The sequence below is a fragment of the Bacillus sp. JJ864 genome (assembly GCF_036963045.1).
Taxonomy (GTDB): domain Bacteria; phylum Bacillota; class Bacilli; order Bacillales; family Bacillaceae_G; genus Bacillus_A; species Bacillus_A pseudomycoides_C.
Window position 1 is genome coordinate 1 of sequence record NZ_JBALLY010000115.1, and the last position, 11,313, is coordinate 11,313.

At 36.2% G+C, this 11,313-nt stretch carries 12 protein-coding genes and 1 pseudogene; 10 read left to right on the forward strand and 3 right to left on the reverse strand.

Going from position 1 to position 11,313, the window contains the following annotated elements:
- The first annotated feature begins 114 nt into the window (after positions 1-114).
- The 4 genes and pseudogenes from V7024_RS17350 to V7024_RS17365 all read left to right on the forward strand — a co-directional run bounded on the left by V7024_RS17350 (position 115) and on the right by V7024_RS17365 (position 2,308).
- Positions 115-585 (forward strand): L,D-transpeptidase, encoded by a 471-nt coding sequence (locus V7024_RS17350; protein ID WP_335522160.1) that lies wholly within the window; start codon positions 115-117, stop codon positions 583-585.
- 293 nt (positions 586-878) lie between these two features.
- On the forward strand, positions 879-1,055 hold the full coding sequence (locus V7024_RS17355) for a 2-isopropylmalate synthase (protein WP_335522162.1): 177 nt from the start codon (positions 879-881) through the stop codon (positions 1,053-1,055).
- A gap of 17 nt (positions 1,056-1,072) precedes the next feature.
- Complete coding sequence (locus V7024_RS17360; protein ID WP_020061860.1) at positions 1,073-1,222, forward strand: hypothetical protein; 150 nt, start codon at positions 1,073-1,075, stop codon at positions 1,220-1,222.
- A gap of 178 nt (positions 1,223-1,400) precedes the next feature.
- Positions 1,401-2,308, forward strand: a pseudogene (locus tag V7024_RS17365) (phosphotransferase family protein).
- Between the two features lie 56 nt (positions 2,309-2,364).
- Here V7024_RS17365 and V7024_RS17370 read toward each other — a convergent pair.
- Positions 2,365-2,811, reverse strand: coding sequence for a flavodoxin (locus V7024_RS17370; protein ID WP_335522164.1), 447 nt, complete (start codon positions 2,809-2,811; stop codon positions 2,365-2,367).
- A gap of 488 nt (positions 2,812-3,299) precedes the next feature.
- Positions 3,300-4,478, reverse strand: a complete 1,179-nt coding sequence (locus V7024_RS17375; protein WP_335522166.1) for a M20 metallopeptidase family protein — start codon at positions 4,476-4,478, stop codon at positions 3,300-3,302.
- 319 nt (positions 4,479-4,797) lie between these two features.
- Between V7024_RS17375 and V7024_RS17380 the strand changes: the two genes are divergently transcribed.
- The 5 genes from V7024_RS17380 to dltD are packed head-to-tail and all read left to right on the forward strand — an operon-like array spanning position 4,798 to position 9,132.
- Positions 4,798-4,944 (forward strand): teichoic acid D-Ala incorporation-associated protein DltX, encoded by a 147-nt coding sequence (locus V7024_RS17380; protein WP_098309537.1) that lies wholly within the window; start codon positions 4,798-4,800, stop codon positions 4,942-4,944.
- A gap of 12 nt (positions 4,945-4,956) precedes the next feature.
- On the forward strand, positions 4,957-6,471 hold the full coding sequence (dltA, locus tag V7024_RS17385) for a D-alanine--poly(phosphoribitol) ligase subunit DltA (RefSeq protein ID WP_335522169.1): 1,515 nt from the start codon (positions 4,957-4,959) through the stop codon (positions 6,469-6,471).
- Positions 6,468-7,661, forward strand: a complete 1,194-nt coding sequence (gene dltB, locus V7024_RS17390) for a D-alanyl-lipoteichoic acid biosynthesis protein DltB (protein WP_335522170.1) — start codon at positions 6,468-6,470, stop codon at positions 7,659-7,661. Before dltA ends, dltB begins: the two co-directional genes overlap by 4 nt.
- Before the next feature lie 59 nt (positions 7,662-7,720).
- The gene (dltC, locus tag V7024_RS17395) at positions 7,721-7,960 is read left to right on the forward strand and encodes a D-alanine--poly(phosphoribitol) ligase subunit DltC (protein WP_335522172.1); all 240 of its coding nucleotides are present in this window, start codon (positions 7,721-7,723) and stop codon (positions 7,958-7,960) included.
- The gene (gene dltD / locus V7024_RS17400) at positions 7,957-9,132 is read left to right on the forward strand and encodes a D-alanyl-lipoteichoic acid biosynthesis protein DltD (protein ID WP_335522174.1); all 1,176 of its coding nucleotides are present in this window, start codon (positions 7,957-7,959) and stop codon (positions 9,130-9,132) included. The genes dltC and dltD overlap by 4 nt, the downstream gene beginning before the upstream one ends.
- A gap of 33 nt (positions 9,133-9,165) precedes the next feature.
- On the opposite strand, the gene V7024_RS17405 is transcribed toward dltD, so the two are convergent.
- A complete protein-coding gene (locus tag V7024_RS17405; protein WP_335522176.1) occupies positions 9,166-10,251 on the reverse strand; it encodes an NAD(P)H-dependent flavin oxidoreductase in 1,086 nt (361 codons plus the stop codon).
- Positions 10,252-10,361: 110 nt separating this feature from the next.
- Here V7024_RS17405 and V7024_RS17410 point away from each other — a divergent pair, with 110 nt between their 5' ends.
- On the forward strand, positions 10,362-11,264 hold the full coding sequence (locus V7024_RS17410) for a S66 peptidase family protein (RefSeq protein ID WP_335522178.1): 903 nt from the start codon (positions 10,362-10,364) through the stop codon (positions 11,262-11,264).
- The last annotated feature ends 49 nt before the right edge of the window (positions 11,265-11,313 follow it).

Genomic DNA, 11,313 nt, shown 5'->3' on the forward strand with positions numbered 1-11,313 from the left:
AGTTGTAATTATATATATTAATTATTATCTGTAATATTTTAAAAAAGAATAGGATTCCTTATAAAAGAGCGCTATAATAGATTTTGATATTTCTAAAAAGGAGATTAATTGAATATGAGGAAAATTATGATTGCACTACTACTACTCTTTTCTTCTATGCTTCCTATCAAAGCAGTTAACGCAGAGACAAATCATCAAGAACATTTGTTAACCGTCAATGTCGCGACAAATAAGATGGCATATTATGAAAAAGATAAACTTATCAAAGAGTTTACAGTTGCTACTGGCAAAAGCAGTACAAAAACACCATTAGGAACGTACAAGATTGTTAACAAAATTAAGAATCGTCCATACTACAAAAGACACATTCCTGGCGGTGATCCACGCAACCCATTAGGAGATCGTTGGCTCGGTCTTGATGTAAATGGAACAAAAGGAACAACATATGCCATCCATGGGACCAATAATGTAAACGCTATTGGAAAATGGACTACACTTGGTTGTATTCGCATGTATAATGATGATGTGCGCTGGTTATTTGACCGCGTTCCTGTCAATACAACTGTAATTGTTACAAACAAATAAACAACAACATATAAAGCAATTACTGTTTCATATGAATACATAGTTACATAATGCTTTTTTTTGAGGAAAAAGGTTCTTATGAAAGAACGTTTTTCTTCTTCCAGAAACTATATTAAGAACTCGTTATAATAAGATATTTGAACATTACTTCCCTTTTACTTTTAAACTCCTCTTCTCTACAATCTTTTTTCCAATATTCTTGCTTATACTTTTCATTCAAGACTTACCATACTGAGTGTATATTTCTTCCTTATAGCGCGTAACCTATCCATACAGTGAAAGGAGTTGCAACTATGGACGAAACAGAAGAACAACAATCTTATCAAGAAGAGTTTGCACCGGAAATTTCACCTAGTTATCGCCAAGATGTACATCCCCCCTCTCATTTTTCGAATATGACGTTTTTAGTAGGAATTGTCGTATTTGCAGCTGTATTATTATTGCTAATTACCTTCGTATATTTTAGATAAAAGACAGGAGGAGTAATATGGATAACAACCGAGCAAGTACAAGCAAACGAGTTGTAAAAACGCAAAAGGGTTACGCCGGAGACTCTTTGGACAAACACCGTGCTATCGAAAATGCAAATCTTGTTTTGGCTAAAAAGGAGATTGGGCAACAAAACGAGAATTTATAAAACGATATTTCTATAATAAAAACCCCCCCTTTTTCTTTTTTATGGGACGAGAGCATCTGAACGTGCATAGAAGCGGTCAGGGCCTTTTCCTGCCATATACGGGGTTTAGAGTAAAAAAAGAAGTCCCTAATTTAGGGATTTTCTTTTTATGATTAATTAACGAAAGAGGCGAAAAAAAATGATAAACTATACGCACTACATTCAAAAAACACTCCCCGATTTACCTATTCATTCCTTTCATAAAGATGAAAGCGGCTGGGATAATGTTGCGATTATCGTAAACGATGAATGGTTATTTCGATTTCCTAGAAAAATTGAATATGCAAAAAAATCCCTCGTGAAAAACAATTGTACGAAGTTCTATTTCCTATACTGCAAGCTGGGCAGATAGAAGTACCGAACTATCATATTTTATATGAAAACGAAGCGGATTCTATTCCTGTTTGTAGTTACTATAAAATGATTCGCGGCGAACCATTCAAATCATCTTACTTACATAATCTCTCAATCAATGAAAAAGCGCACATTGCTGCGCAACTAGCATCATTTCTTGCTGCTTTGCATACAGTCCCTACTACACTTGCAAAAGAATGGGGCTTTCAAGTTGAACAAACTATTAAACATTGGAAGGAATTATATATAAAACTAAAAGGTTATCCGTTTACCACATTTACAATAGAAGAAACTAATCGATTGAATACACTATTTCAAACATTTTTAGAACAACTATATACAAGTACTTCCTTACAAACCGTTATTCATGCCGACTTCACACATAACCATATTCTATTTCATCATCATACAAAAAAAATTGCCGGTATCATTGATGTAGGAGACGCACAAATTGGTGATCCTGCATTTGATTTTGCTGGATTATATGCCGATTATGGACATGACTTTACATTAGAAGTTTACAACAACTATATTGCCTTAACGAAGAGCAAGGATAGAACCTTTTTCGAGCGGATTATCTCCTTTTATCAATACAGTCCTTTACTTCATGATCTCGTATATGGTTTCGAAACAAATAACGAAAAAATAATTGAAACAAATAAACAACGATTATTACATATTTTAAACAAATAAAAAGGTGCTTCTTTGCACCTTTTTTCCTGCTCATGCTCCTCATCTTGCGCTCACCATTAAGAAAGGTGATGTACAAACTCTGTACCAAAACAAATACATGCATCAACATCTTCATCTTCTGGTGTTAATTCCACTTTTAATCCTTCGAGTACGACTTTAGCTCTGCGTTCTTGTAATTTTTCAATTAAAATGTCAACAGCTGCTCCGTATTTCGGATATGCAGAATCACATGAACCAAATACTGCTGCTACTTTCCCTGTTAAATCCACTTTATCCATTTCATCATAGAAATCTAAGAAATCATCTGGTAAATCGCCGTCTCCCCATGTGTATGCACCTAGTACAATTCCATCATACCCTTCTAGAATAGACGCTTTCGGTGACGACATAATATCGATTACTTCAATTTCTTTTCCTGACTCACGAATCGCCCCGGCAATATGATCTGCCATCTCCTCTGTATTTCCACTCATACTTGCAAAAATCATTACTAACTTACTCATTAGACTCTCTCCCTTTATTATGTATCTCATTCTATTTATTTTTAGCACTATTTCACAATTATCGAATGATAATGATAACCATTATCATATATAACAATACTAGATTAATTGATAACGATTATCAAAGTCAATAACCATTTTTGAAAAATTGATGAAAAGATACAAGCTTGTCCGGAAGACATACATATACTATAAATGAGCATAGTTCTTTCTTAACCCTCTCTAACGGAAAGAAATAGAAGCAACTGCGAATATCGCAGTTGCCTTTTTTTATTCTGGAATATACAGTAAAAAACATTAGTGGAAGGCAAATCGCGAGATAAAGTGAAACTTCCATTTATCCCGCATTAACGGGCAGTAATACTCCCACCTCAAAATTCGGCAAAAGCAAAGAAGTTAGGTGGGAGATAAACTGCCCGTAAAAGCCCGATTGGTTCAACTAATAATCAGTGGGGGATGAAGAACCCCCCACTGATTAAAGTTTCACTTTATTCTTTCAATAGTTCCATTGCTGTTTGCAAAAATAATTGTGCACCGCGAATTAACGCTGTTTCGTCTACATCAAATTTAGGATGATGATGTGGGTAGCATGTTTCTTTATTTTCATTCCCTGTTCCTAGCTTTATAAAACAACCTGGAGCCTTTTGTAAATATGCAGAAAAATCCTCTCCTCCCATAGAAGGTGGCAGTGAGGTAATACTTTCTTTTCCAAACAATGTGATTGCACTATTTTCTACTATTTTTGTCACATACGAATCATTTATGACTGGATTATATCCATACCGATACGTATATGCGTACGCTGCATCATGCGCTGCTGTAATTCCTTTTACAATTTGTTCAATAATCCCTTCAGATTCTTGTCTTAATCTGTTCTCAAAGCAACGCACCGTTCCTATAATCGTTGCTGTCTCAGGAATAATATTATCAGCTGTTCCAGCATGAAATTGCGTAACCGAGACCACCCGTTGTTCAAATGCATCAGTCCGCCTTGAAACAAGATGCTGTAAATTTGTAATAATTTGTGCACCAATTACAATTGGATCCACCGTTTGCTTCGGATGAGCAGCATGTCCTCCTTTTCCTTTAATATCAATAGTAAATACATCAGGTGCTGCCATCATCGACCCATAAGTAATTCCTATTTGCCCACTATCTAGTCCTGACATGACATGTAAACCGATCACATAATCTACACCATCCATAACGCCTGCCTTGACCATCTCTTGCCCTCCACCAGGGTATTGTTCTTCAGCGTGTTGAAACAAAAGACGAATTTCCCCTCCCCAGTCATTATCATATTTTGCTAAAGCTTCTGCTACACCTAATAAAATTGCCGTATGTGCATCATGACCACAAGCATGCATAACTCCTGGTACAATTGATGCATATGGCTTCATTGTCTGCTCTTGAATTGGAAGTGCATCTATATCTGCACGGATTGCAATGGTCTCACCTGGACCTTTTCCTTTTCGCTTTGCCATTACACTGCATGCTGTTGGTCTTGTTAGATCAAAATAAGATAACGAATCCAATGTGTCATATACAAACTGTGATGTATGTTTTTCCTGAAATGACAATTCAGGGTGCTGATGCAAATAGCGTCGCCACATTCGAATATTGTCCTCTGAAAGGTAACATAACCAATCTACTTGAGATGTTTTCATCCGCTTCAACTCCCTATTCTATTTTTAACAATCTTATTCCATCATGAATGACCGTATTCCCTTGTTTAATGAGAGTTTATGTACTATCTTAGTTAGAAGTAGCATATTCTTGTCCTTTCCTTTGCAAAGGAATTACAATTCTATCTGGAATGTAATATAATTGTTAAGTTAGGGATTTTCTTTTTTAACATTTAGTGCTACTATCAGAAAAGAGCCTTTCCGTCTTACATTTACCTAAAATGTGGAATTTTTGTGTTTTTCAAAGTGATGTAGGATATGATACTTACATACGGATACTATTTCATAGAGGGGGACAGACATGAAAATATTAAAAGAAATATGGTCTCAACCACTCACGCAATGGGTTGCAAAAACTTGTTACTACCTTGCGATTTTACTTGCTTTACTATGGTTGTATGGATTCCAAGATACAAATACAAGTACATTTATTTACAATGAATTTTAGGGTGGGAGCGTTATGAAGTTATTAGAACAGATTGAAAAATGGGCGCTTGAAACGCCTGACCAAACTGCTTTCGTTTGGCGAGATGCGAAAATTACGTACAAACAATTAAAAGAAGACTCTGATGCATTAGCACATTGGATTTCTTCTCAATATGAAGATGACCGTTCACCAATTATGGTATACGGACATATGCAACCCGAAATGATTGTCTGTTTCCTAGGGTGTGTCAAAGCTGGTCATGCGTATATTCCAGTAGACGTCTCAATTCCAGCTGATCGTGTGCTACGCATTGCAGAAAGTTCTGGTGCAAAGCTACTTTTATCTCCGACTGATGTTACAGTGGCTGATTTACCAGTTGATATTATTGATGGAATCAAATTAGAAGATATTCTTCTTACTCATAAAGGAAATGTCCCAAATCCTGAACATGCAGTAAATGACGAAGACAACTTCTACATCATTTACACGTCAGGTAGTACGGGAAATCCAAAAGGTGTACAAATTACGTACAACTGCCTTGTAAGCTTTACAAAATGGACGGTTGAAGACTTCAACTTACAAACAGGACAAGTTTTCTTGAACCAAGCACCTTTCTCATTTGACCTATCTGTTATGGACATTTATCCATCATTAGTAACTGGTGGTACACTATGGGCAATTGATAAAGATATGATTGTGCGTCCAAAAGATTTATTTGCTTCTTTAGTACAATCAGATACACAAGTTTGGACATCTACACCGTCCTTTGCAGAAATGTGTTTAATGGAGCCGTCTTTCTCAGAAGGTATGCTTCCAAATATGAAAACATTCTTATTCTGTGGTGAAGTATTATCTAATGATGTTGCAAGAAAACTGTTAGAGCGTTTCCCGAAAGCTACGATTATGAATACATATGGACCAACAGAAGCAACTGTTGCGGTGACTGGTATTCATGTAACAAATGAAGTAGTGGAGAAATATAAATCTCTTCCAGTCGGTTACTGTAAATCAGATTGCCGCATCATCATTATGAAAGAAGATGGTACAATCGCAGCTGATGGTGAGAAGGGTGAAATTATCATTGTTGGTCCAAGTGTAAGTGTTGGATACTTAGGAAGCCCTGAATTAACAGAAAAAGCATTCACTGTTATTGACGGCGAACGCGCTTATAAAACAGGTGACGCTGGCTATTTAGAAAATGGACTTCTTTTCTATAACGGTCGTCTTGATTTCCAAATTAAACTACACGGTTATCGGATGGAATTAGAAGAAATTGAACATCACCTTCGTTCTTGTTCATATGTGGAAGCTGCTGTTGTACTTCCAATTAAAAAAGGTGAAAAATATGACTACTTATTAGCGGTTGTTGTTCCAGGTGAACATACTTTTGAAAAAGAATTCAAATTAACATCTGCGATTAAAAAAGAACTCAATGAACGATTACCGAATTACATGATTCCACGAAAGTTCATGTATCAATCTTCTATTCCAATGACGCCAAATGGAAAAGTAGATCGTAAAAAATTATTGAGTGAGGTTACAGCATGACCCCATATGCATCATTTTATTTTTTCGCTATTGTAGGCATTTTACTTATTCCTACCATTATTGCTGGGTTACGAGGGAAAATGCTGCGTAAATATAATGCGGTTGTAACACTTATTATGCTGGCTGTTATCTTTTCAGATAAACCAATACAAGCTGTTGCACTAGCAATATTTGCAATTTGGCAATTTATTTTGATTAAAGGCTATTTAGCGTTAAGGCAGCGTGATAACAAAACGAGTATTTTTTGCACCGCTGTTATTTTATCGATTTTACCGCTTATCTTAGTGAAAATCATACCTGCGATACCAGCTTTAAAATCAATCGTATTTTATGATATACCAGCTATCAAATTAGTTGTATTTCTTGGTATATCCTACGTAACATTTAGAGCTGTACAAATGATATTTGAAATTCGTGATGGTCTGATTAAAGAAATATCACTATTTAAGTTTTGGGAGTTTCTTTTATTCTTCCCAGCGATTTCAACAGGTCCGATTGATCGTTATCGTCGATTCCAAAAAGATGTAGAGAAACCACCATCGGCGGATGAGTATAAAGCAATGCTTTATACGGGAATCAATCGTATTTTCCAAGGTTTTCTTTACAAATTTATTATCGCTTATTTAATTAACAAACACCTTTTAGATACACCACTAACGAAACAAACTACATTTGCATCAGTTATGACTGATATGTATGCATATAGTTTCTACTTATTCTTCGACTTTGCAGGATATAGTGCGTTTGTAATTGGTGTAAGTTACTTAATGGGAATTAAAACACCTGAAAACTTTAATAAACCGTTTATAAGTCGTAACATTAAAGACTTTTGGAACCGTTGGCACATGAGTTTATCATTTTGGTTCCGCGACTTTATCTATATGCGCTTTGTCTTTTTTGCGACAAAGAAAAAACTAATTAAAAACCGCTATACAATTTCTTATATCGGTGCTTTTTTAAACTTTTTCATTATGGGAATTTGGCACGGACTAACGTGGTATTATATTGTCTATGGCCTATATCATGCAATTTTGTTTATTTCATTTGATATTTTTGAACGAAAAAACAAAAAGCATAAGTTTTGGCCTAACAATAAGTTCACACACGTCTTGGCGATTATAATTACATTCCATTTTGTTTGTTTTGGTCTTCTGATCTTCTCAGGTCACCTAAACAGATTCTTTAGTTAAGCACTTCTTAGTATAAAGACTAAGAAAACACAAATTATGATTATAAAGGAGAATAAACAATGGCTGAATTTAAAGATCAAGTATTAGATATTTTAGAGGAAGTATGTGAAAATGACATCGTAAAAGAAAATACAGATGTACAATTATTTGAAGAAGGGATCCTTGATTCTTTCGGTACAGTATCCTTATTAGTAGAATTTCAAGAACGCTTAGGCATTGAAGTGCCTATTTCTGACTTTGATCGCGACGAGTGGGCAACACCAAACATGATTATTAAGAAACTGGAAGATATGCAATGAAAAAACCAACGTTTGGCCCGATGCTTCTAGCATTTGCTCTTTTTTGCGTGGTGTTATTTATTCCACCACGCTTCTTTTTACCACTTATTGGGGAGCAAAAGGTCGACGATGCCGCAACATCTTTAAAGAAAGAAATGTTTCAAGGCATTGCACTTCAACAAAAGATGCTAGAAGATCCAAAATACCTTCCGATGTATGGTTCATCGGAATTTTCTCGATTGGATGTGTACCATCCATCGAACTACTTTAAAGTAAAAGAACAAGAATTTACACCGTTTCTTATCGGTCGCGGTGGAACACAAAGCCTTACTCATGTATTAAATCTAGCTTCCTCAATGGATCAGTTAGAAAATCGCAAAATTGTCATTGTCCTATCACCACAATGGTTTGTAAAAGAAGGTTTAGATGAAGTGCATTTTGCACCAAACTTTTCCTCTCAACAAGCGTACCATCTTATCTTTAACAATGACTTAAAGCCTGAGATGAAAAAGCAAATTGCTGAGCGCTTATTAAACTTTGAAATTGTTCGTAAAGACACACTCCTAAAAACTTCTTTAGAAGGAATTGTGTATGACGATACAAAACATAATGTGAAGGCGGCGGCGGCTAAACCATTTGCATACGTATATCGTAATATTTTAGACCGCAAAGACTTAGTTGCATCAATATTTGATATTAAACCGCGAAAAACACATGTAGATCCTGAATTAAAATCGCTTGCTTGGGAAGAAATTCGTAAGCGAGCAGAAAAAACTGGTGAAATGGAATCTAAAACAAATCCCTTTGGCATTGAAGATCCATACTATAACAAAGGGATTAAGAAAAAATTAGAACGTCTAAAAGGCTACCGATCAAATGAATCATTCAATGAATCGCCAGAATATGACGATTTACAATTAGTCTTAGACATTTTAAAACAATCGCATGCAAAACCATTGTTTATTTCTGTTCCCGTTAACGGTCCATGGTACGATTATGCTGGATTCCCAAAAGAGCGTCGTGATGTATACTATAAAAAAATTAATGAACAAATTGCCAAAGCTGGATTCCCAGTTGCAGACTTTTCAAGCCATGAATATGATAAGTATTTCTTAAAAGATACGATGCATTTAGGTTGGAAAGGCTGGGTATATGTCGACGAGGCACTCCAACAGTTTTATAAAAGTAACTAGGAAGAACGCTTGAATGTTTCAAGCGTTCTTTTTTTACTTATAAACCGTACTTTGTAATCTAGTTAGTATTTCCTTTGCCTCTTTCATCACTCGCATGATAGTTTGCTGCGCCCCTTCTATTTGTGCTAAAGACGAAGCCTGCCCTGCCCAAAGTGACATATACTCACGATTATTTTGTTTCACCGCTGCTTTGCGAATTTCTGTTGTTAATGCATTTTGAATTGGATATGCAGGAAATTTCTCTTCTTTATTTTTTAATTGTTCGATAAAACTATTTTGAATTCCTCTTGCATATTTACCTGAAAATGCACGTGTCATTGTCGTACTTTGGTCTGCACTCTTTATAATTGCCTCTTTGTGTGCCTTATGAGCTGCACTTTCATAACAAGTTAAAAATGCTGTGCCCATTTGTACTCCTTCGGCACCGAGTGCATAAGCTGCCACTACTCCCCGTCCATCCATGATTCCACCTGCTGCAACAATTGGAATATGAGGAATAGCGTCAACAAGTTGTGGAATCAATGCAGTTGTTCCAATCATAGAATCTTGTTCTTTTCCCAGAAATGTTCCGCGATGTCCTCCTGCCTCACTTCCTTGTCCTACAATAATATCTACGCCTAAATGGGCCAATACTTTCCCTTCTGCCACATTTGTTGCCGTACCAATTATTTTTATCCCATGCCTTTTTAACAGCTCTATTTCTTCCTGTTTTGGTGTATCAAAAGTAAAACTAAAAACAGGCACGTTCTCCTCGATAAGAACTTTCAGCTGTTCTGTATAGCTCTCCGGTAACTGTACCGTCTGCTTTACTATCTCCAATTGTAATTGTTCACGAATAGGTTGTAATAAATGCCCGGCTTCTTCTACTTGCTTTTCATTCATTTGCATGTCTTTTGTAATGAACAAGTTCACTGCAAACGGTTTATCTGTTAACTGACGAATAGCACGTACTGCAAGGCGAATTTCTTCAGAACTCATATATCCTGCACCTAATGTTCCTAATCCTCCGCTATTAGACACAGCAGCTACTAACTCTGGTGTTACAACTGTTCCTGCCATGCCGGCTTGAATAATTGGATATGTAATTTGCAGCTTCTCACATACTCGGCTATAAAACATTTTTTTCTCCCCTTTCTCTTATACTTTCTTGCCCACCAAAACCATTTCCTTCTTTCCTCAATTATTGAAGACCTATTACATGAATATAGTGTAAGAAAGGAGGGAATTTGATGCAGTACCCAGAACCGTTACAATACGGAGATACCGTTATGATCATCGCTCCAGCAGGTCCCCCATCTATCGAGAACATTCTTCAAGCAAAACAAAAATTCGAAGAGATGGGCTTATTCGTTATCATTGGAAAGAGTGTACAAGAAAAACGAGGCTATTTAGCTGGAGATGATACCGTTCGTCTTCATGACTTACACGAGGCCTTTACAAATCCATATGTGAAAGGAATTTTTTGCGCTAGAGGAGGATATGGAGCTGGTCGCCTTCTACCTTCTATTAACTATGAACTCATTCGAGATAACCCAAAAATTTTCTGGGGTTATAGTGATATTACAGCTTTACACATCGCTTTTGGGCAATTGGCAAGGCTCGTTACTTTTCATGGTCCTATGATGGAGGAAGTTGGAAAAGGACTCGATACTCTCTCTTTTTCCTCTTTCAAACAACTTTTTCGTCCGCACTCTATTATTCTAGAAGGAGCAGCATTTCTTCACTCTTTCAATTGTTGTATCACCGCTCCCCTTGTCGGAGGAAACTTAGCTGTCATTACAAGTACTCTTGGTACACCGTACGAAATTGATACAAAAGATAAATTATTATTATTAGAAGAAATCGGCGAAGAGCCTTATCGCGTTGATCGTATGTTAAATCAATTACGCTTAGGAAAGAAATTTGAGCAGTGTGCAGGCGTTATTTTTACAAGTTGTCACAAGTGTACATCTTCAAAACCAGCTTTATCTATTTCTGAAATTTTATTTGATTACATTATCTCTTATCATATTCCCCTTTTGTATAACTTACCAGTTGGTCATATGCAACCAAATATAGGAATTCCTCTTGGTGTCCCTGCTACAATAAATGGGAAACAAAAAACGCTTTCTATCTCTTCTGGTATAAAGTGAAGCTTCCGTCAGTGGGGGTTTTCTCTTCATCCCCACTGACGGTTAGTTG